This window comes from Bradyrhizobium sp. 2TAF24, from assembly GCF_052115025.1.
Lineage (GTDB): Bacteria > Pseudomonadota > Alphaproteobacteria > Rhizobiales > Xanthobacteraceae > Bradyrhizobium_A.
Window position 1 is genome coordinate 55,994 of sequence record NZ_JBFRFW010000002.1, and the last position, 20,145, is coordinate 76,138.

Below are 20,145 nucleotides of genomic sequence, written 5' to 3' on the forward strand. Positions count from 1 at the left end.
CAGCCGACATGGTGGAACCGGTACTTCCGAACCGTCGGAAGCTCCCGGTTCGCGGCAACGACCGCCGAACCCGACAGGTAACAGGGCGGACGTGATGCAGCTCCACGCGCAGACACTTCAGATCGTGATTCTCGCGAACTTCGTTGCGCTCGCCGTGGTCTGGACCTATGTCGTCCGCAGCTATCCGACCCTGAACGCCGCAGGGTGCTGGACCGCATCGGCCTGGGCCGCCGCGGGCGGAGCCCTGGTCTCGCTGCTGCGCCCCGTGATGGATCCGCTGCTGCCGATCACGGTCGGCAACAGCCTGATGATCCTCGCCTGCTGCCTGTCGTGGGCTGGCATCCGGCAATTCTACAACCAGCCTATCCCGGTCCGCACGAGCGCCGTGGTCGTCGTCGCCACAGGCGCGCTGCTCGGGGCGCTGGCCCTGCTCGGGAAGGACGTCAACCTGCGGCTCGCCGTTTTCTCCGTGGCCGAGTGCATTCCCCTTGGTCTCGCGCTACGCGATCTGCGCGCACGCCCCGAGCCCGGACGAAGCCCTGGCGCCGAACTCGCCAGCACCATGATTATCTGCGTCATGCTCATCCACGCCCTGCGATCGGTGTGCGGCTTCCTCGGTTTGGGCGGCCCCATCTCCGTGGTCACGTTCAATGGCGTCCAGGCGGCTGCGTTCCTGCTCCTGATCTTCACCTCGATGATGGCGAACTTCGGCTTCATTCTCATGGCGATCGATCGCCTGCGCGCCGAGGTTGCCGGCCTCGCCCTCGTCGACGACCTGACGGGAATAGCCAATCGCCGCCATTTCCTGATCCGCCTGACCGAAGCGTGCAGCCGCGCCAGCCGCCTGGAAGAGCCGTTCGGCCTCCTGGTGATCGACCTCGACGGCTTCAAGGCAATCAACGACAGCTACGGCCACAGCGCCGGCGACGAATGCCTGCGCACCTTCACGCGTGTGGCGCAGGCCCACCTGCGGATCGGCGACCTGCTCGCCCGCACCGGCGGCGACGAGTTCTGCGTCATCCTGCCCTCCACCACCTTGAGCGAATCGGCGCTCGTCGCCCGCAATCTGGTCAAGGCCTGCCGCGGCACCGCCCTGCACTGGCACGGTCTGCAGCTGTCGATGACTGCCAGCATCGGGATCGCGGTCTGGTCGGACGACATCGGTCACGACTCCCAGAAGCTGATCGCGGAAGCCGATCACGCTCTCTACGTCGCCAAGAAGCAAGGCCGCGACCGTCTTGCGGTGCACCAGCATACCGTCCGGTTGCTGCGCAAGAGCGCCTGAAACCGGGCCCTGCCTTTGCCCCGGTGACGGCGTCGCAGGCAATTGCGGCAAACTCGACCGACTGCCTTCATAAACAAGAAGCCATAAACGCCCCCTTCAACGCTCGGGTGAAGGAATATTAAGCGCTCGCGCCCAAGCTGTCGGCACTATCCGGAGACATCCGGCTATCGGTTCGCGGCAACGACCGCTGAATTCGTCAAAGAAGCAGGGTCTGCAGTCATGCAGTTGAGTGTGCCGACGATCTATGTCGTCATCTTCGCCAACTTCCTGGCTTTGAGCCTGGTGTGGCTGCACTTCACACGCAGCTATCCGAACTTCGTCGCAGCCCGCTACTGGACGGCCTCGACCTCCGTCGCCGCGCTTGGCGCACTGTTTTCCTTCACTCGCGGATTGATGAATCCGCTGCTGGCCATCCTCGTCGGCAACGGCCTGCTGATCTTCGCGGCCGGCCTTGCCTGGATGGGTGTCCGACGCTTCTACGGGCAGCCGGTTCCCTGGCGCGGCAATATCGCCATCACTATCCTCTCCATCTGCGCGCTCGGCTTGCTCACCGTCGTCTACGACGACATCCGGATGCGGATCGTGGTCTATTCGATCGGGCAGTGCATTCCGTTAGCGATCGCGACCACCGAACTGCTGTCGCCGCGCGAGGGACGGCGCAGCCCCGGCGCGAAGCTCGCCGCAATCATGTTCGTTCTGCTCGTATTCACCCACGGCCTGCGCTCGCTCGTCAGCATGAGCCGCGTCGACGGTGCCATCGCCCTCGCTGACTTCAACGGCTTCCAGGCGGCCTGCCTTCTGATCATGGTCTTCGCTGGCATGATGGCCAACTTCGGCTTCGTGCTGATGGCGATCGATCGCCTGCGCGCGGAAGTCGCGGATCTCGCCTTGATCGACGACCTCACGGGCATTGCCAACCGGAGGCATTTTCTGGTTCGCCTGTCGGAAGCCTGCGCCCGCGCCAGCCGGGCGAACGAACCGTTCGCGCTGCTGATCCTCGATCTCGATGGCTTCAAGGCGATCAATGACGGCTCCGGCCATGCCGCCGGCGATGAATGCCTGCGGCTGTTTACACGGGCGGTGCAATCACGTCTGCGCGTCGATGACCTGTTCGCCCGCACCGGCGGCGACGAGTTCTGCGTGATCCTGCCGGCCACCAGCCTGAGCGACGCCGCCCTGGTGGCGCGCAACCTGATCAAGGCGGCCCGCAAGATCCACGTCTCATGGAACGGTCTGCAGATTCCGCTGACCACGAGCATCGGCGTCGCCATCTGGTCCAGTGAAACCGGGCGCGATGCCGAAAAGCTGATCGCTGCCGCGGACAAGGCTCTGTACGTCGCCAAGAAGCAGGGGCGCGACCGGCTCGCGGTCTATGAAGAGATTCCGGAGCGGTTGCGCGAGACGGCATGACGCCGCCCCCCGAGGCCGCTAGGCAGCCCGGAATTCTCCGATCGTCCGTGCCACGAGATCGGCAACCGACGGGATATCATGCACGCCCGACGTCGCGTGCCCCGCACTCCAGACATCACGCCAGCGTTTGGAACGCGCCTCGCGGGCGCCGACATCGATATCCCTGGCGATTTCGATCGCGCCTCGCTCCGGAAGCTTGTCCGGGTCGAGCCCGGCGGCGACGATCGACGGCGTCAGCATGTTGGTTTGCAAGCCGGTAAAGGCGCGGGTGAGCAGGATGTCATCCGCCGAGCTCGCGACCAGCATCTCCTTGTAGGCGGGATCGGCCATGCTCTCCTGCGTGGCAATGAAGCGTGTCCCCATATAAGCAAGGTCACAGCCCAGCACTTGCGCCGCGCGCAACGCATGGCCGTCGCTGATGCCACCTGCCAGCACGAGCGGCCCCTGGAAGAACTGCCGCACCGCACGGACGAAGGCGAATGGATTGAGCCAGCCGGTCTGGCCGCCGGCGCCGGCCGTCAGCAACACCAGGCCGTCGGCGCCCGCGGCAACCGCACGCTCGGCGTGCCGGATGCTGGCAACATCCGCCAGCACAAGCGCGCCGGCATCGCGCAGCGGGCCCAGCACCGGCGCGGGCGAACCAACGCTGGTGATCACGATCTCCGGTGCATGACGGAGCACCACCGCAAGATCGTCGGCAAGCCGTGGATTGGAGCGATGGACAATCAGGTTTGCGCACACCGGCGCCGGAGCGCGTCCAGCAGCGTCGGCAGCGCACTGCAGTCGATCGTGGATGATCTGCAGCCATTGATCGAGCTGCTCCGCGCTGCGGCAATTGGCCGTCGGGAACGAGCCGATCACGCCATGGGCGCATGCCGCGACCACGAGGTCGATCCCGGACACCAAAAACATGGGCGCCGCAATCAGCGGCAGCTGCAAGCGGCCTTCAAAACGGGACAGCTTTCCGGTCAACACGCGCCGACGGCCTCCATGGCACCGCCGTGAAGTCTGGCACAGCCACAGCCGGATGCAAAACCCGATCGAACTGCCGGATCCATCAGCCCGGCAATATCACTCCGCGGCTTCCGCCAGATCGTCGGTCTGCTTGTTATAGTCGTAGACCACGCGGCCGTAAGGCAGGGTGAGATCGGCGAGGAAATGACGCGCTCCGATCACCTTCCGGACCGGGAAGTCGGCCACGGGAGCGTTGACGTGGGGCACCAGATGCAACCGCCCCGGCCCGGCCCAGGACCCCTTCACGGCGATATCGGTGAGGTTGATGGCGACGAGCTGGCAGACCTCGGCGCGACCATCGACGCCCGGGATCAGCTTCAGGTTGATCTGGGTCTTGGCCAGCATGGCCCGCGTGGCGTCACCGCTGCCGGCCATCGCTTCATGCTTGTAGCCCATGGTGCCAACGGCGACCTGGGCGCCGGCATATTCCAGCGTTCCCGTCAGCGTATCCTTGATGATCTCGAGCTTGGGATGGGCGTACTTCTTGGGAAAGCCCCAGATCTCGCGTCCGGCGGCGATCGGCGGATCGTCATCGAGATACATCTGCGAGACGAAGTTGACTTCCTCACCCTTGAAGCGGGCAGGGATCACGAGACCCGACTCGGTATAGCTGCCGAAGCCGGAGCTGTCCGGCATCTTGATCCACTCATAGTGCGCGACCGGCTGCTCGACCGGCTCCAGCGGCTCGGGCAATCCGGCGCGGATCAGCTCCGGATCGGTCTCATAGCTGATGACCAGGAACTCACGGTTGACGAAGCGATAGGGGCCCGCCGGATAGCTCGGGCCTGCGGCCGGCATCGAGGGCAGCTTCAGCACGTCGTCCTTGCGCATCGATGGTCTCCCTGGGTGAGCCGGCGGAGCTTTGTCGTAGCGGCCACAGTTGACGCCGGTGTGAGGATTTTCGTGCAGCCCGATGACAGCCGCGCAGCAGCGCATTCCACGGCGTCAACCATCCGCACAACCGTCGGCCAGTTGTCACCACAGCGTCACGGCGACCGGAAATGCTACGCCGCATCATCGCGAGACCTGTGTCGCAACAGAGGGGCTGCTGCCATGGACGCACGAACGCCGGATACGCATGCGCTGGTCTTCCGCGGCTGGCGTCCCGACCGCTGCAACCGCGTCGCGCTGGTGCTGCAAGGCGGCGGCGCTCTCGGCGCCTATCAGGCCGGCGTGTATCAGGCCCTGCACGAGGACGGCATCGAGCCGGACTGGGTCTGCGGCGTCTCGATCGGCGCGATCAACTCGGCGATCATCGCCGGCAACCCGCCGGAGCGGCGGCTGGATCGGCTGCGCGCCTTCTGGGAGCACATCACCGGCCGCAAAGTATGGCACTACACGCCGGACGGCGACATCTATCGCAAAGCCCGTAACTTCGCCAGTTCATACCTCACCACCGCGCTCGGCCAGCCCGGCTTCTTCAAGCCGCACGACGTCAACCCGTGGCTCAGCCTGGCCGGTGCCCGCACCGCGACCAGCTACTACGACACCTCGCCACTGCGACGCACGCTGCTGGAACTGGTGGATTTCGATCTGATCAACGCCCGCAAGATGCATTTCGCCGTCGGCGCAGTGAACGTGCTGACCGGAAACTTCCTCTACTTCGACAACAAGAAGGAAGTGATCGGCCCCGAGCACGTGATGGCGAGCGGCGCGCTGCCGCCGGCCCTGCCGATGGTCAAGATCGGTACCGATCACTTCTGGGACGGCGGCATCGTCTCCAACACACCGCTGCAGCATCTGCTCGATCAGCAGGACAAGACCAATTCGCTGGTGTTCCAGGTCGACCTGTTCAGCGCGCGTGGCTCACTGCCGCGCGACATCCAGGAAGTCATGGCCCGGCAGAAGGACATCGTCTACTCCTCACGCACCCGCCACAACACCGATATCTACCGTCGCGAGAACAACCTCAAAGCCGACCTGTATCGGGCGCTGGGCAAGATCCCCGAGCATCAGTTGACCGAACGCGAGCGTGGCCTGCGCGACAGCCTGAAGGACCTGCCCGAGATCACCATTCTGCAGCTGATCTACCAGCAGAAAGCCTATGAGGGGCACGCCAAGGACTATGAGTTCTCCGCCACCTCGATGCGCGAGCACTGGCAGAGCGGCCTCGAGGACACGCGGCGAACCCTGCAGCGCCGCGACTGGCTGGCAATGCCCGAGCCCGGCACCGGCATCGTGGTGCACGACGTACACCGTGAGAACGGCTACTGACCTGCAAACAAGCGTCAGGCCGTTTTCACGACCCGAGCGCTCACCACAACGACTGCCTGGCCCGCGCCGGCCACGCCTTGTCGTACTCGGCGCCGCCGACCCGGTTCTCGCTCATCTCGGCGAGGATCTGTCCCGGCGTCGGCAGTGTCGACGGATCGACGCGCTTGTCGGGATTCCACAGATCGGAGCGTACGATCGCCCGCGCGCACTGGAAATAGATCTCGTCGACGTGGAACACGATCACCGAGCGCGGCGCCTTGCCTTCCATCCGGAACGTCTCGAGCAGCGCCGGATCGGCGGTGAGCTGCGCACGGCCATTGGCGCGCAACGTGGTGCCGGCGCCTGGGATCATGAACAACAGCGCGACGCGCGGGTCGCGCACGATGTTGCGCAGGGAATCGATCCGGTTGTTGCCGCGGCGATCCGGCATCATCAGCGTCCGCGCATCGTGGATGCGCACGAAGCCGGGATGGTCGCCACGCGGCGAGCAGTCGAGCCCTTCGGGCCCGCTGGTCGCCAGCGCCACGAACGGCGAGCGCTCGATCAGGATGCGGTAGAGCGGGGTGACATGATCCGCCACCTTGGCCGTCGAGGTCTCCCCGGTCTCGCCGTAGATGGCCTCGAGCTGCTCAATGGTGGCGATGATCGACACGTTGCTGTCCTCCGGTTTCAAGTCTCGCGGCGTCTGGCGACGACCGCCTCTCCGCGGATCGCCGCCAGCAGCTCACGGGCGTGGTCGTCGAGCGTGCCGACATTGTTGATGATCACATCGGGAGCAAACGCCGCCGTGTCGACTGCACGGTTGAGGCGATCGTCCAGGCGGCCGTCGCTGTCGCGGTTGCGCAACGCGAGACGCTGCATCAGCACCTCCGGCGGCGCCGTGATCAGCACGGCCGTCACCGCAGTGTAGGTCTGCCGCGCCTGCGCCACGACGGTGCGCGAGACATTGACCACGACCGTCCGCCCGGCGGCGAGATCGTCCTCGATCGCCCGCCGCACGCCGTAGCTCAGGCCATGGGCCTGCCAGTGCAGGGCAAATGCGCCCTCCACAACAGCGCGCGCGAAGTCGTCGGCCGACAGCGTTTCGTTGGGTTCGTGGGCAGAGCCCTGCCGCGTCACCACTCGCCTCGGAAACACCACGGAAGGATCGTCTGCGCACGCCGCCTCGGCGCGACAGAGCAGCGCATCCTTGCCGGCGCCGCTCGGGCCCACCACCAGCACAAGCCGGCCGCTCCGGTCATCCCGCGCACGCTCCCCGCCCATGATCGATGCCAATGTCACGCGACGCGCTGCCCTGCCCGCCACACGCTGCGGACCACCGGCACCTGGCCGGCGACATGGACGCGGATGACGTCGGCGCGCTTGCCAACGGCGATCTCGCCGCGGTCTCCGAGGCCGACGGCCTCCGCCGGACGCTTGGTGACGGTCCGCACCGCGGTGGCCAGGTCGATCGTCGGCACCCGTTCCGGCAACTGCAGCGCCGCCATCAGCAGGCTGGAGGGAATGTAGTCGGACGACAGGATGTCGAGCAGGCCCTCGCGTGCGAGATCGACCGCAGCGATATTGCCGGAGTGCGAGCCGCCGCGCACCACATTGGGGGCGCCCATCAGGATGCCGATGCCGGCCTGATGCAGCCCGCGCGCCGCTTCCATGGTGGTCGGGAACTCGGCGACCACGACACGGTCGCGAATGGCATCGCGCACATTCTCGTCCGTGGTGTCGTCATGGCTCGCCAGCGGCACGTTGTGCGCGTGCGCCAGCGCGACGATGCCGCGCATGTTGGTCTCGGCATACTCGCGCTGATAGGCGACGCGGCGGGCGAACATCACGTCGAGCTCGGCGTCGGTGAGGCCACCGCTCTTGCCGCGATAGTAGTCGCGCAGCTTGACCTCATCACGGAACTGGCGCTGGCCCGGGGTGTGATCCATCAGCGATACCAGCCGCACGTCGGGACGGTCCACCAGCCCGCGCGCCTCTTCGATGACGTTCGGCATCGGGATTTCGCAGCGCAGATGCAGGAAATGATCGGCGCGCAGCAGGCCGCCGTCACGCGCCGCTGCGATGGCAGCGGCAAGGATTTCGGCCTGGCCGTCGGCATCCGGCGCGCCCTCCTCGCGCCACACCCGCAGCGAGTCGAGCACCGTGGTGATGCCGCTGGTGGCGAGCTGGCCATCGTAGGAAATCACCGCCGCCACTGGATCCCAGTGCACCTTGGGGCGCGGCATGTAGTGCACCTCGAGGTGATCGGTGTGCAGCTCGATCAGGCCCGGCATCACCAGGTCACCGCCGGCGTCCTGCGCGCCCGCGGGCGCGGCGCCGTCGCCGATCTCCGCGACCTTGCCGCCGGACATCGCGATCCAGCCGCGTTCGATCACCCGGTCGGCAAGGACGATCCGGGCATTGCCGAGAACTGCCTCATTGGTATCGCTCATTGCTGGGTCACTGCCTTTCCTGCATCGTTGATTATCGCCGATCACGCCGCCGCCGCAAACGATGTCACGTCGACCAGGCGGTCGGCGATCAGTTCGCGCATCTCGTCATCGTGGACGATCGCCACGATGGCAACACCCTTCTGCTTCTTGGCCGCGATCAGGTCCACCACCACGGCCCGGTTGACGGCGTCGAGCGACGCCGTCGGCTCGTCGAGCAGCAGGACCGGCAGATCGGAGATGAAGCCACGGGCGATGTTGACCCGCTGCTGCTCGCCGCCGGAGAACGTCGCGGGCGGCAACGCCCACAGCCGCTCCGGGATATTGAGGCGACGCAGCAGCACAGCTGCCTGGCCCTGGGCGTCGGCACGGCTGACGCCGCCTGCGAGCAGCGGCTCCGCCACGACGTCGAGCGTCGCCACCCGCGGCACCGCCCGCAGGAACTGGCTGACATAGCCGATGGTCCGCCGCCGCACGTCGAGCACCTGGCGCGGCTCGGCGGTCGCCAGATTGACCTGCCGGCCGAGATGGTGGATGCCGATCACGCCGCGGTCGCAGCGATAGTTGCCGAAGATCATCTTCAGGATCGACGACTTGCCGGCGCCTGACGGCCCCGACAGCACCACACATTCACCGGCATCGACATGAAACGAGACGTTGCGCACCACCGGCAGCGTCACGCCGCCCTGCAGGTGCATGACGAAGCTCTTCTCTGCGCCGCGGACATCGATCAGCGGCACGGGGCCGGCGGCGGAAATATCGCTGGAAAGCATTGCGGACCTCATGGCGGCAGGATCGAGGAGACGAGCAACTGGGTGTAGGGCTCGCGGGGATCGTCGAGCACCTGGTCGGTCAGGCCAGTCTCGATCACCTGGCCGCCCTTCATGACCATGACGCGGTGCGAAAGCAGCCGCGCCACGGCGAGATCGTGGGTCACCACGATGGCCGCGAGCCCGAGCTCGGCGACGAGGCTGCGCATCAGGTCGAGCAGGCGCGCCTGCACTGACACATCGAGACCGCCGGTCGGCTCGTCCATGAACACCAGCCGCGGCTCGGTGACGAGATTGCGGGCGATCTGCAGCCGCTGCCGCATGCCGCCCGAATAGGTCCGCGGCGTGTCGTCGATGCGGTCGGCGGCGATCTCGACCCGACCGAGCCAGGTCGACGCGGTGTCACGGATGCGGCCATAGTGGTTCCAGCCGACCGCCATCAGCCGCTCGCCGACGTTGGCGCCGGCGGAGACGCCCATGCGCAAACCCTGCGCCGGATCCTGGTGCACGAAACCCCAGTCGGTGCGGAACAGGAAGCGCCGCTCGGCCTCGCCGAGATCGGTAAGGTCACGCGTCACGCCGTCGCGCATGCGGTAGCGGACGCGACCGCTCGTCGGAGTCAGCTGCCCCGACAGCATCTGCAGCAGCGTCGACTTGCCCGAACCGGACTCGCCCACGATCGCCAGCACCTCGCCGGGATAGAGCGCGAACGAGATGTCGCGGCAGGCCTGCACCCGGCCATAGGACTTGTTCAGGCCGTCCGCCAGCAGCAGCGGCTGGTCGCTGGTCTCGACGACCGCCATGGGAATGCCGTCAGTCATGGCGCGGCTCCGCATGCGGCGGTGCGCTCATCTCACCATGATGGCCGGCGTCGCGGCGGGTTTCGCAATAGTCGGTGTCCGAGCATACGAACATCCGGCCTCCCTTGTCGTCGGTGACGATTTCATCGAGATAGGAATCGCTCGCTCCGCACAGCGCACAGGGCGCGTCGAAGCGATAGCGCGTGAACGGATGGTCCTCGAAATCGAGCGATACCACCTCGGTATAGGGCGGCACGGCATAGATTCGCTTCTCGCGGCCGGCTCCAAACAGCTGCAGCGCGGCGCAATTGTCCATCTTCGGATTGTCGAATTTCGGCGTCGGCGATGGATCCATCACATAGCGCGCGCCGACCTTGACCGGATAGGCGTAGGCGGTGGCGATATGGCCGAAGCGGGCGATATCCTCGTAAAGCTTGACATGCATCAGGCCGTATTCGGCGAGCGCATGCATGCGACGCGTCTCGGTTTCGCGCGGCTCCAGGAAACGCAGCGGCTCGGGGATCGGCACCTGGTAGACCAGCACCTGGCCGGCGTGCAGCGTCTCCTCGGGGATACGATGGCGCGTCTGGATCACGGTCGCATCTGCGGTGCGGGTCGTGGTCTCGACGCCCGCGGTCTTGGCGAAGAACTTGCGGATCGAGATCGCGTTGGTGGTGTCGTCGGACCCCTGGTCGATCACCTTGAGCACGTCATCGGGACCGAGGATGGCGGCCGTCACCTGCACGCCGCCGGTGCCCCAGCCATAGGGCATCGGCATTTCGCGGCTGGCGAACGGCACCTGGTAGCCGGGGATCGCGATCGCCTTGAGGATCGCGCGGCGGATCATCCGCTTGGTCTGCTCGTCGAGATAGGCGAAATTGTAAGCGGGCGCGTTCATTCCGCGGCCTCCTTGACTACGTCGGCCGTTGCGTTGGCCTCGGCGAATTCCTGACGCAGCTTGCGCAGCAGGCCGAGTTCGGACTGGAAATCGACATAGTGCGGCAGCTTGAGGTGCTCGACGAAGCCGGTCGACTGGACGTTGTCCGAGTGCGACATCACGAACTCCTCGTCCTGGGCCGGCGCGACCACGTCCTCGCCGAGTTCGCCCGCCCGCAGAGCGCGATCGACCAAGGCCATCGACATCGCCTTGCGCTCGGACTGGCCGAAGGCGAGACCGTAGCCGCGGGTGAAACACGGCGCTTCGGTCGCGGAGCCCTTGAACTGGTTGACCATCTGGCACTCGGTCAGCGCGACGGCGCCGAGCGGCACCACGAAGCCGGCATCCTCGGCAAAAAACTCGACCTCGACCTCGCCGAAGCGAATCTCGCCGGCGAACGGATGGTTGCGGCCGTAGCCGCGCTGGGTGGAATAGCCCAGTGCAAGCAGGAAGCCCTCATCGCCCCGCGCCAGATTCTGCAGCCGCAGGTCGCGGCCGGCGGGAAAATTCAATGGTTCGCGGGTGAGATCGCCGACCGGAGCCCCCTCTTCCGCCGCTGGCGAAGCCTCGATCAGGCCGTCGCGGCCGAGAATATCGGTCACGCGGGGCATCGGCGCGGTCGGCGCTTCCGCGACCGCGGGCTGTTCCGGCTCGCTGCCGGCAGCGAGCAACGGGTCCAGCAGGCGATGAGTATAGTCGAACGTCGGCCCGAGCACCTGTCCACCCGGAATGTCCTTGAACGTCGACGACACGCGCCGCCGCACCTGCATCTTGCCGGTATCGACCGCCTCGGTCGCGCCGAAGCGCGGCAACGTCGCGCGAAACGCGCGCAGCAGGAAGATCGCCTCGATCATGTCGCCACGCGCCTGCTTGATGGCCAGCGCCGCGAGTTCGCGATCGTACAGCGAGCCTTCGGTCATCACACGATCCACCCCGAGGCTGAGCTGCTCGGAGATCTGCGACAGCGTCACTTCGGGCACATCGCGATCGCCGCGCCGCTCATGCGCCAGCAGCCGATGGGCGTTCTCGATGGCGCGCTCGCCTCCCTTGACGGCGACGTACATGCTCAGCTCTCCTTCGCAACGACCCGCGTGGTGCGGGGCAATGCCACGATGGCGTCATCCGCCGCGAGCACCAGATCCACCCCGCGGGGAAACAGCGTGTGATTGACCGCGAGCGCGGCGACGAGATCCGCACCGAGGGGCGCCTGCAGCGTCGTCGCGCCGTCGATGCCGGGCCCGCGCAGCTCGAACATTGGACCGCGGCCGAGATGGCTGACCTGCACGATCAGCGTCGTCGATCGGTCGGGATATTCGCCACTGCCGAGGGCAAAGCGGTCGAGCGGCAGCGCCGCGGCGATATCGCTGACCAGCGCGAAATGGGCGATCGAAGGATCGCTGACGAGCGGCGCGCTGGTGTGGAACTTGAGCCACTTGGCGACGTCGGACGACGCCTCCATGGCCGGGTCCAGCCAGATCGGCGTGTCGTGGTCGAACAGGGTGAGCGCGATTGCTGCGGTCGCCTGCATCAGCGGCGCCGGAGCACCGGCGACGCACGATACGCAATGCCGGGTGCCGGGGCGCGCCATGGCGTCCATCACCGAGCGAAAGATCGATTGTGCCGACAGCACCTGCTGGGCGAATTTTGTCGGCAGTTCCGCGACCGTCATCGGTCAGCCCTCCCCACGCACCATGGTGTAAAAATCAACACGCGTCGCCGCGGTCTCTGCCGCCCGATCGCGCCGGGCGTCCAGCATTTGCGTCCGCAGCGGCGCAATGATGTCGCGTTCCACGGCCGCGCCATGCGCGCCGGACTGCAACAGCGCGTCGCACAGCGCGATCAGTTCCGCCTTGCGACGGTCGCGCCCGAGCACATAACCGAAGCCCACTTCTCCGCTCGGCAGGCGCACGGCCGCCCGCGACACCGTCGCCTCGCCGAGATTGAACGGCGCGCCATCGCCGCCGACACGGCCGCGCATCATCACGAGGCCGTTTTCGGCCTCACGCAGGTTTTCATAGGCTGGCAGCGCAAGTGGCGTGAGCTTCTGCGCGATCGCGTCGACATCGCTGTGCGCGAGCACCGCCATGGCCGACTGACGGCGCTTCTGCAACTGGAGGTCGTCGTGGGGCTGACTGCTTGACATGGCCCGATCCAAGTTGTCTACTTTTCTAGACAACTTGATAGCCCCCGTCCATGACTGTTTCGTGACGCGGGGATGATTTCTCAGCTATGGTTTTGCGGCCGTTGCTTGCGGCGCGCCGGTTCTCGGGTAAGAGTGACCGTAGATGACGACAGCTGTTTTGCTTGCGGTGCGGAGCCGCCGCGTGCCATGACCATGACCGACACCACCGCGTCCGGCGTCGCCCTCTGGCGGCGGGTCGCCGACGCCATCGAACGGGGCATCGCCGACGGAACCTATCCGGCAGGCGAGCGGCTGCCCGGCGAGATGGAGATCGCGGAAGCCTATCGCGTCAACCGCCATACGGTGCGGCGTGCGCTCGCCGCGCTCGCCGAACGCGGCTTCGTGCGCGCCGAGCGCGGCAGCGGTACCTATGTCGAGGCGCCACGTCTTGCCTACCCGCTGCGGTCCCGCACGCGCTTTTCGGAGATTGTCGGCGCCGGCGGTCGCGAACCGCGCGGACAATTGATCAGCGCAACCATCGAGCCGGCAACACGCGAGTTCGCCAAACTGCTCGGGCTCAAGGCTGGCGCTCCTCTGGCACGCATCGAGGGCCTCCGCTTCGCCGATCAAACGCCGATCTGCATCGGAACGACCTGGCTGTCGGCGGACCGGTTCCCCGACGCAGGCGCGCTATACGAGCGGATGCGCTCGATGACCAAGGTTCTCGCCCATTTCGGCATTCGTGATTATCGTCGCGCGTCCACCCGCGTGACTGCCGCCATCGTCGACGCGGCCGATGCCGCCCGCCTCGATCTCGACCTTGGCCGGCCGATCCTGATCGTCGACAGCACCGACCTCGACGGCGAAGGCAAGCCCCTGCTCACCTCGCATTCGCGTTTCGTCGCCGAACGCGTCGAGTTCCTGGTGGAGAATACCTGAGCTTCAAACGGCCGGGCGGCGGCCGATGATCGCGAACCGCAAGCGTCCCGACACGAAGTCGATGAGCGCCACGGCGATCAGCACCATCAGGATGAGGAACGACACCTTCTGCCATTCCAGAACGCGGATCTGCTCGGCCAGTTGCAGGCCGATACCGCCGGCGCCGACGATCCCGATGATGGTCGCATCACGGGTGTTGGACTCGATGAAATAGAGCACCTGGCTCGCGATCACCGGCAGCACCTGCGGCATCAGGCCGAAGCGGATTTCGTGCAGCTTGCTGCCGCCGGAGGCCCTGATGCCCTCAACCTGCTTGTGGTCGGCCGCCTCGATCGCCTCGGAAAACAGCTTGCCGAGAATGCCGAAGTTGGACACCGCGATCGCCAGCACGCCGGCGAACGGGCCGAGACCCACGACGTTGATCCACACCAGCGCCCAGATCAGGGTGTCGACGCCGCGGATCGAATCGAGAAAGCGACGGACCGGGAAACGAAAGAGCGTCGACGGAATAACATTGCGCGCAGCCAGAAGGCTGACCGGAAACGCGACGATGGCCGCCACCACCGTGCCCAGCACCGCGATCGAGAGCGTCTCGCCGAGCGCGACCAGATAGGTCGGCAGCGACGAGCCGGGATCCGGCGGGACCATCATCATCACGATCCAGCCGAGCTGATGCAGCCCGCCGAGCATCCGTGCCGGCGAGAAGTCCAGCACCGCAAGGCCATAGATGAACAGCGCGACCATCGCGGCAGCCAGCGCCGGCACCAGCAATCGCGCGGTCAGCGAGCGCTGGAACAGCTCGGGATAACGTGCCCGCGGATCCCCCTTGGGATCGACAACCAGCGTCTTGGTCATGCGCGCCGCTCCCGGCCGAGAAAATGGCTGCGGATCCAGCCCGTGCCGATATCGATGACGAAGACCGTCAGGATGATCAGAAGCAGAATGGCGCTCACATCGGAGTAATAGAACTTGCGAATGGCGACCACGAGCTCCTGCCCGATGCCGCCGGCGCCGACGAAGCCCATCACCGAGGCGCCGCGAACGTTGATCTCGAACCGCAGCAACGTGTAGCTGGCAAAGCCGGCGAGCACCTGCGGCACCACGGCGAAGCGCATGCAGGCGACCCAGTTGGCCCCGGTGGACCGCACGCCCTCTACCGGCTTCATGTCGACGTTCTCGACGATCTCGGAGAACAGTTTGCCGAGCGAGCCGGCCGTGTGGATGGCGATGGCGAGCACGCCGGCCATCGGCCCCAAGCCGAACGCGATGACGAAGATCAGCGCGAACACGATGTCCGGCACGGTGCGGCAGAATTCCAGCGCACGCCGGGTGACGAAACGGACCCACGGCGCCGGCGCCGTATTGGCCGCGGACAGAAAATTGAGCAGGAAGGCGACGAACGCGCCGGCGACGGTACCGACGTAACTGATCAACAGCGTTTCGCCGAGCAGCGACAGCCACTTGCGCCAGCCCCACAGCCATTCGGCCGGATCGGTCCACACCCGTGCGCCGCTGTCGAGCGTGAAGATGCGATCGAAATAGCTGAAGAAGTTGCCAAAATAAGTGAACAGCGTGCGCAGATTGACCTCTGCGCCGATGGCAGAGACGAGCAGCACCACCACCATGGCGACGGCGGCAATGGCGTAGCGCAGACGCTTCCGGACAACGGCCTGGCGATAGGCCGCGTTCAGCGCACTCAGTTGCTGGTCAGGAAGCAGCGAGATGGTGACGGGCATGTCAGTGGCCGCGCGACAGTGAGATCGCCACCGAAGTGGCGGCGGTCGTCAGCGGGACAGGCCCGACTGCCGGCCATAAAAAGAGCCGGGTCACGAAGACCCGGCTCCCGATGGTATGACGGACGATCAAGACGCCTTCTTCTTGCGCAGGTTGTCGACGAACTTGATCAGCTCGATGGTGGCGTCCCAGTCCTTGGTGGTGGCCGGGTGGAAGCCCTTCTTCTGGCCGTCCGACAGACGCTCGAACGCCGCCTTGTCCTTGGTCGGCGCGTCCTGGAACGCCTTGGCGATCGCGGTCTTGAGGTCATCAGGCAGATCGGAGTTGTAGGCGTAGGGGCCGTTGATGATCGGCGCCGACTTGTGAATGATGCGGAAATCGTCCTTCTTCAGCGCCGTGCCGTCGGCATTCTTCAGCATGCCCTTGGTCAGCATCTGTGCCAGGGTCGAGTCGTCATCGCTGGTCCACTGATTGGCCGCGACGTCGACCGTGCCCTGCGACAGCGCCAGCAGCGCGTTCTCGTGGCTGCCGGTGAACACCACCTTGCTGAAATAGGTATCGGCATCGGTGATGCCCATCTTGTCGAGCTCGAAGCGCGGCACGTTGTTGCCGGAGGTCGAGTTCGGATCGACGAGGCCGAGGTTCTTGCCCTTGAGGTCCTGCACCGACTTGTAGGGGCTCGTCGCCTTGACGAAGAACACCGAGTAATAACCGGTGCTGCCATCGGCATTGATGTCGTTGGCGAAGGCATCAATCTTGACGCCGGTGAGGCGGGCGCGCGCGAACGAGGCCGAGCCATAGCTTGCGATCTGGATGTTGCCGGAACGCTGGCCTTCGATGACCGCGGCATAGTCATTGGCGATGCGCAGCGTGACCTTGGTGCCGAGCTCCTTCGACAGATAGTTCACGAACGGCGTCCAGCGTTCGGTGACGCCCGAAGCGTTCTCCGCCGGGATCACGGCAAAGACCAGCTCCGGATACTTGGCTTTCCAGTCCTGCGCCGAGGCAGCAGACGACATCGCCAGCGCCGCGGCGCCGGCGAGAATAAGACGGCGGGTGATCATGACTTCTCCTGATCTTTCGAGGAAACGCAGGCCGATCCGCTCACAGGCGCCCGGCTTGCACGCGCAGCTTTCAGGCTGCGGCCGTTCCGAACTGCGGAACGGGAACTGTTGCGCCCGCGGGCACGGCGGCGGGACTCGCATCCATCACCTCGTCGGCTTCGAGATCGTAGAGTTCCCGGGCAATCTGATCGGTCAGCGCTGCCGGCGCGTCGTCGAACACGACCCGGCCGGCGGCCATGCCGATCAGCCGGTCGCAATAAGTCCGCGCGAGGTCGAGCGAGTGCAGGTTGCACATCACCGTGATGCCGAAATGCTTGTTGATGCGCAGCAGCGCGTCCATCACGATCCGGGTGTTGCGCGGATCGAGCGAAGCGATTGGCTCGTCGGCGAGAATGATGTCGGGCTGCTGCACCAGCGCGCGGGCGATGGCCACGCGCTGCTGCTGGCCGCCGGAGAGCTGGTCGGCCCGCTGCGCCGCCAGGGTGGCGATATCGAACTGCTCGAGCGCCGACATCGCGATCGCCCTATCCTCGTCGGGCCAGAGCTGAAACAGCGAGCGCCAGGCCGGCACGTCGGCGAGGCGGCCCATCAGCACGTTGGTCAGCACATCGAGGCGGCCGGCGAGATTGAACTGCTGAAAGATCATCGCTGAACGCGCACGCCACTTGCGCAGATCGCGACCTTGCAGCGCGGTCACGTCCGTCCCCTCGAACATGATGCGGCCCGAGGTCGGCTCGGCGAGGCGATTGATCATGCGCAGCAGCGTCGACTTGCCCGCGCCGGAGCGACCGATCACACCGATGAAACTGCCGGGCGCGATGGAGAACGATGCATTGTCCACGGCGAGCTTGTCGCCGAAGCGGCACGTCAAACCATCCACCACCAACATGAGAGACTCCAAAAATTCCTTCCGTCATCGCCACCGCTAGCGCCGGGATTCTACAGTTGTGTGACAGCGAGCCCGTGTGCGACGCGTTATCGCAACGCGGAACAGGTTGACGGTCGCTCAGTCGTCACGACACCGTCATGAAAGCGATGGAAGTAAAGCGACGCTCCGCGAGGAGCTCAATCGAGGATTGTAGACTTCAAGATGGCCGCCAAGGCGCTCTCCCCTACCCCGCTGGTCGATCCGTCGGCGAGTGTCCGTGACTGTCGTCTCGGCACGTACTGCGAGGTTGGCGCCCGCACCCAGCTGCTGGACATCGCGATGGATGTCCCGGCCTACGCCATCGTCGCCGGCAACCCTGCCCGTGTGATTCGCCACAGCTTTCCGGAAGCAATCGCCGAGCGTCTCGCCGCGCTGCAGTGGTGGGACTGGGAGCACGAGGCGCTGCGCACCGCACTGCCTGACGTTCGCCACCTCGCCATTGAAGACTTTCTCGACAAGTACGAGGCGCGCCTGCGTGCCGTCACCCCTCCCGCAACCCAACATCATCCTGCCTGACCGTGACTGACATGCTGATCCGGGGCGGCCGCGCCCTCGTCCAACAGGACATCCTCGACACCTTCCTGCAGATCACCGACGGCGAGATCTCCGCCGTCGGCAACGGCGGCGCGCACGCGTCGCTCGACCTCGATGCCAGCGGGCTGCTGGTCATGCCCGGCATCGTCGACATCCATGGCGATGCCTTCGAGCGCCAGATGATGCCACGGCCCGGGGTCGATTTTCCGATCGACGTCGCGCTGCTCGACAGCGACCGCCAGGCCATCAGCAACGGCCTGACCACCGTCTTCCACGCAACCACCTGGTCGTGGGAGCCGGGTCTGCGCAGCGGCGACAATGCCGAACGCCTGCTCGGCGCGATCGAAGCAATGCGGCCGCGGCTGTTCGCCGATACCCGCTTCCACCTGCGCCACGAGACCTACAACCTCGACGCGGAGGCCGTCCTCACGCAATGGCTTGCCGCGGGGCGCATCGACCTGCTCGCCTTCAACGACCATATGCATTCCACGGTCGCCAACCTCGATAAGCCGCACAAGCGCACCCGCATGGTGGAGCGTACCGGCCTGTCCGACGCTGCATTCGACGACCTGGTTTCTGGCGTGATGGCCCGTGCCGACGAGGTGCCGGGATCGATCGCGCGGCTAGCGGACACCGCACGCGCCCACGGCATCCGCATGCTGTCGCATGACGACGAGAGCCCGGAGCAGCGCCACGCCTACCGGACGATGGGTGTCACGCTCGCGGAATTCCCGGTGAACGAGGCAACCGCCCGCGCGGCGGCGGACGCCGGCGACCATATCGTGTTCGGCGCCCCGAACGTGGTGCGCGGCGGCAGCCATACCGGCTGGACCAAGGCGGCCGACATGATTGCCAAGGGTCTCTGCTCCGTGCTCGCGTCGGATTACTACTATCCGGCGCCCCTGCTGGCCGCGTTCCGGCTGGTTGCCGACAACATCTTGACCCTGCCAGAGGCGTGGGCACTGATTTCATCGGCGCCCGCGACCGCCGCCGGCCTCACTGACCGCGGCCGGCTCGCCGAAGGACTGCGCGCCGATATCCTGCTCATCGATGACCAGGTCCCGCAGCGCCCCCGCATCGTCGCGGTGATCGCCGGCGGCCGGCTGGTTCAGCTCACCGAACCAGAGCGGTTGTCGCGGACTTCCCCGGTACGCAAGGCAGTTGCGGCGGCCTGACGACGCTCTATTCTGGTGTCTGGACCCATCATGACCAGCCCTCCCCGCTATGCTCTCTATTTCGTGCCGGCGCCCGACAGCGACCTCTATCGTCTGGGCGCCGGGCTGCTCGGCTATGATGCCTTCAGCGGCGAGGAGTGGCCGTTTCCTGACGACGTGATCGCCGAACTGCCCGACTGGCACGACCTCACCCGCGATCCGCGCAAGTACGGCTTCCACGCCACGCTGAAGGCGCCGATCACGCTGGCGGACGGCGAGACAGAAGCAAACCTCCTCGCCGCGTGCGTGGACTTTGCCCGGAGCTATGTCACCGCGACACGCCCGTTGCCGCGAATCCGGCCTGTCGCGCGCGCGCTCGGCAGCTTCATCGCTCTGGTGCCGGATGAGCCATCGCCGGCGCTGCAGGAACTGGCGCAGACCTGCGTCGAGGCATTCGATCGCTTTCGTGCGCCGCTCACCCCGCAAGACCGCGCCCGCCGCAATCCGGTCGCGCTCAGCGCACGTCAACTCGCCTATCTCGACCGCTGGGGCTATCCCTACGTGAACGACGAGTTCCGCTTTCACATGACGCTGACGGGACGTGTGCCGGCGGACCGCCGCGAGGCTGTGCTGGAGCTCCTGCGCGAGCGGACCCGTGCGCACACGCACGCCGGCGCGACGCTCGCGATCGACCGGCTGGCCGTGTTCCGCCAGGAGACGTCGACCGCGCGCTTCCGCGTCATCGCACACCATCCGCTGCAGTCGCGGGAAACGACCAGCACCTGATCGGCAACGCCGTTTTGTTTACGCG

Annotated in this window: 22 protein-coding genes; 7 read left to right on the top strand and 15 right to left on the bottom strand. The window is 66.1% G+C overall.

What is annotated here, in order from left to right; translation table 11 throughout:
• Window positions 1-94 precede the first annotated feature (94 nt).
• Together AB4Z37_RS03485 and AB4Z37_RS03490 are read left to right on the top strand one after the other, a co-directional pair.
• Window positions 95-1,285, top strand: a complete 1,191-nt coding sequence (locus AB4Z37_RS03485) for a GGDEF domain-containing protein (protein WP_441515301.1) — start codon at window positions 95-97, stop codon at window positions 1,283-1,285.
• A 219-nt stretch (window positions 1,286-1,504) separates the two neighbouring features.
• Window positions 1,505-2,695 (top strand): GGDEF domain-containing protein, encoded by a 1,191-nt coding sequence (locus AB4Z37_RS03490; RefSeq protein WP_441515302.1) that lies wholly within the window; start codon window positions 1,505-1,507, stop codon window positions 2,693-2,695.
• Between the two features lie 18 nt (window positions 2,696-2,713).
• Here AB4Z37_RS03490 and AB4Z37_RS03495 read toward each other — a convergent pair whose 3' ends face one another.
• Together AB4Z37_RS03495 and AB4Z37_RS03500 are read right to left on the bottom strand one after the other, a co-directional pair.
• A complete protein-coding gene (locus tag AB4Z37_RS03495; protein ID WP_441515303.1) occupies window positions 2,714-3,670 on the bottom strand; it encodes an NAD(P)H-dependent flavin oxidoreductase in 957 nt (318 codons plus the stop codon).
• A gap of 96 nt (window positions 3,671-3,766) precedes the next feature.
• The gene (locus tag AB4Z37_RS03500) at window positions 3,767-4,540 is read right to left on the bottom strand and encodes an acetoacetate decarboxylase (protein ID WP_441515304.1); all 774 of its coding nucleotides are present in this window, start codon (window positions 4,538-4,540) and stop codon (window positions 3,767-3,769) included.
• 222 nt (window positions 4,541-4,762) lie between these two features.
• Here AB4Z37_RS03500 and AB4Z37_RS03505 point away from each other — a divergent pair, with 222 nt between their 5' ends.
• Window positions 4,763-5,923 carry a patatin-like phospholipase family protein gene (locus AB4Z37_RS03505; protein ID WP_441515305.1) on the top strand — a complete coding sequence of 387 codons (1,161 nt, stop codon included), beginning with the start codon at window positions 4,763-4,765 and terminating at the stop codon, window positions 5,921-5,923.
• Between the two features lie 40 nt (window positions 5,924-5,963).
• On the opposite strand, the gene AB4Z37_RS03510 is transcribed toward AB4Z37_RS03505, so the two are convergent.
• Genes AB4Z37_RS03510 through phnG form a run of 9 tightly spaced genes read right to left on the bottom strand, consistent with a single transcriptional unit; the run spans window position 5,964 to window position 13,002 of the window.
• Window positions 5,964-6,575 (bottom strand): pyridoxamine 5'-phosphate oxidase family protein, encoded by a 612-nt coding sequence (locus tag AB4Z37_RS03510; RefSeq protein WP_441515306.1) that lies wholly within the window; start codon window positions 6,573-6,575, stop codon window positions 5,964-5,966.
• A gap of 17 nt (window positions 6,576-6,592) precedes the next feature.
• Entirely contained in the window at window positions 6,593-7,186 is a 594-nt protein-coding gene (phnN, locus tag AB4Z37_RS03515; RefSeq protein WP_441515758.1) for a phosphonate metabolism protein/1,5-bisphosphokinase (PRPP-forming) PhnN, read from the bottom strand.
• 14 nt (window positions 7,187-7,200) lie between these two features.
• On the bottom strand, window positions 7,201-8,355 hold the full coding sequence (locus AB4Z37_RS03520) for an alpha-D-ribose 1-methylphosphonate 5-triphosphate diphosphatase (RefSeq protein ID WP_441515307.1): 1,155 nt from the start codon (window positions 8,353-8,355) through the stop codon (window positions 7,201-7,203).
• Window positions 8,356-8,396: 41 nt separating this feature from the next.
• Complete coding sequence (gene phnL, locus AB4Z37_RS03525; protein ID WP_441515308.1) at window positions 8,397-9,125, bottom strand: phosphonate C-P lyase system protein PhnL; 729 nt, start codon at window positions 9,123-9,125, stop codon at window positions 8,397-8,399.
• A gap of 8 nt (window positions 9,126-9,133) precedes the next feature.
• The gene (phnK, locus tag AB4Z37_RS03530) at window positions 9,134-9,943 is read right to left on the bottom strand and encodes a phosphonate C-P lyase system protein PhnK (RefSeq protein ID WP_441515309.1); all 810 of its coding nucleotides are present in this window, start codon (window positions 9,941-9,943) and stop codon (window positions 9,134-9,136) included.
• Complete coding sequence (locus tag AB4Z37_RS03535) at window positions 9,936-10,820, bottom strand: alpha-D-ribose 1-methylphosphonate 5-phosphate C-P-lyase PhnJ (RefSeq protein ID WP_211967326.1); 885 nt, start codon at window positions 10,818-10,820, stop codon at window positions 9,936-9,938. Before AB4Z37_RS03535 ends, phnK begins: the two co-directional genes overlap by 8 nt.
• The gene (locus AB4Z37_RS03540) at window positions 10,817-11,923 is read right to left on the bottom strand and encodes a carbon-phosphorus lyase complex subunit PhnI (protein WP_441515310.1); all 1,107 of its coding nucleotides are present in this window, start codon (window positions 11,921-11,923) and stop codon (window positions 10,817-10,819) included. The genes AB4Z37_RS03535 and AB4Z37_RS03540 overlap by 4 nt, the downstream gene beginning before the upstream one ends.
• Window positions 11,924-11,925: 2 nt before the next feature.
• The gene (gene phnH, locus AB4Z37_RS03545) at window positions 11,926-12,528 is read right to left on the bottom strand and encodes a phosphonate C-P lyase system protein PhnH (RefSeq protein ID WP_441515311.1); all 603 of its coding nucleotides are present in this window, start codon (window positions 12,526-12,528) and stop codon (window positions 11,926-11,928) included.
• A gap of 3 nt (window positions 12,529-12,531) precedes the next feature.
• Window positions 12,532-13,002, bottom strand: coding sequence for a phosphonate C-P lyase system protein PhnG (gene phnG, locus AB4Z37_RS03550; protein ID WP_441515759.1), 471 nt, complete (start codon window positions 13,000-13,002; stop codon window positions 12,532-12,534).
• A gap of 186 nt (window positions 13,003-13,188) precedes the next feature.
• Between phnG and phnF the strand changes: the two genes are divergently transcribed.
• Window positions 13,189-13,920 carry a phosphonate metabolism transcriptional regulator PhnF gene (gene phnF, locus AB4Z37_RS03555; protein WP_211967329.1) on the top strand — a complete coding sequence of 244 codons (732 nt, stop codon included), beginning with the start codon at window positions 13,189-13,191 and terminating at the stop codon, window positions 13,918-13,920.
• A gap of 3 nt (window positions 13,921-13,923) precedes the next feature.
• On the opposite strand, the gene phnE (AB4Z37_RS03560) is transcribed toward phnF, so the two are convergent.
• From phnE (AB4Z37_RS03560) to phnC, 4 genes are all read right to left on the bottom strand, one after another.
• Window positions 13,924-14,775, bottom strand: coding sequence for a phosphonate ABC transporter, permease protein PhnE (gene phnE / locus AB4Z37_RS03560; protein ID WP_441515312.1), 852 nt, complete (start codon window positions 14,773-14,775; stop codon window positions 13,924-13,926).
• Window positions 14,772-15,656: a phosphonate ABC transporter, permease protein PhnE gene (gene phnE / locus AB4Z37_RS03565; protein WP_441515313.1), complete on the bottom strand. Its 885-nt coding sequence runs from the start codon at window positions 15,654-15,656 to the stop codon at window positions 14,772-14,774. Before phnE (AB4Z37_RS03565) ends, phnE (AB4Z37_RS03560) begins: the two co-directional genes overlap by 4 nt.
• A gap of 126 nt (window positions 15,657-15,782) precedes the next feature.
• The gene (phnD, locus tag AB4Z37_RS03570) at window positions 15,783-16,718 is read right to left on the bottom strand and encodes a phosphonate ABC transporter substrate-binding protein (protein ID WP_441515314.1); all 936 of its coding nucleotides are present in this window, start codon (window positions 16,716-16,718) and stop codon (window positions 15,783-15,785) included.
• Window positions 16,719-16,788: 70 nt separating this feature from the next.
• Window positions 16,789-17,607 carry a phosphonate ABC transporter ATP-binding protein gene (gene phnC, locus AB4Z37_RS03575; protein WP_211967333.1) on the bottom strand — a complete coding sequence of 273 codons (819 nt, stop codon included), beginning with the start codon at window positions 17,605-17,607 and terminating at the stop codon, window positions 16,789-16,791.
• 201 nt (window positions 17,608-17,808) lie between these two features.
• On the opposite strand from phnC, the gene AB4Z37_RS03580 reads away from it, so the two are divergent.
• Genes AB4Z37_RS03580 through AB4Z37_RS03590 form a run of 3 tightly spaced genes read left to right on the top strand, consistent with a single transcriptional unit; the run spans window position 17,809 to window position 20,120 of the window.
• Window positions 17,809-18,162, top strand: a complete 354-nt coding sequence (locus AB4Z37_RS03580; protein ID WP_441515315.1) for a hypothetical protein — start codon at window positions 17,809-17,811, stop codon at window positions 18,160-18,162.
• A gap of 2 nt (window positions 18,163-18,164) precedes the next feature.
• Window positions 18,165-19,355: an alpha-D-ribose 1-methylphosphonate 5-triphosphate diphosphatase gene (locus AB4Z37_RS03585; RefSeq protein ID WP_441515316.1), complete on the top strand. Its 1,191-nt coding sequence runs from the start codon at window positions 18,165-18,167 to the stop codon at window positions 19,353-19,355.
• A 30-nt stretch (window positions 19,356-19,385) separates the two neighbouring features.
• The gene (locus AB4Z37_RS03590) at window positions 19,386-20,120 is read left to right on the top strand and encodes a DUF1045 domain-containing protein (RefSeq protein WP_441515317.1); all 735 of its coding nucleotides are present in this window, start codon (window positions 19,386-19,388) and stop codon (window positions 20,118-20,120) included.
• Window positions 20,121-20,145 lie beyond the last annotated feature (25 nt).